Origin of the sequence: Streptomyces sp. BE20 (assembly GCF_036322525.1) — a bacterium.
Classification (GTDB): Bacteria; Actinomycetota; Actinomycetes; order Streptomycetales; family Streptomycetaceae; genus Kitasatospora.
In genome coordinates this window covers 1-204 of sequence record NZ_JAQYWW010000628.1, presented here as the reverse complement: position 1 = coordinate 204, position 204 = coordinate 1, and the positions used below count along the sequence as shown (strand labels likewise).

The following is a 204-nucleotide window of genomic DNA, read 5'->3' as shown; positions in this document are numbered from 1 at the left end:
GACGGGGTATGCGCAGCCGGCGTTGTTCGCCGTCGAGGTGGCGTTGCACGCGCTGCTCACCCGCTGGGGTGTGCGGGCGGACGTGCTGGTCGGGCACTCGATCGGCGAGGTTGCCGCCGCGCACGTGGCCGGGGTGCTGTCTCTGCCGGACGCGGCCACGCTGGTCGCGGCGCGCGGCAGGTTGATGCAGGCCCTTCCGGCGGG

Annotated in this window: 1 protein-coding gene; it reads left to right on the top strand. The window is 75.0% G+C overall.

All coding sequences use genetic code 11. The annotated features are described in order from the left end of the window. Positions 1-204: acyltransferase domain-containing protein (locus PUR61_RS13395; protein ID WP_329879038.1), on the top strand; the 204-nt coding region annotated here is incomplete at both ends.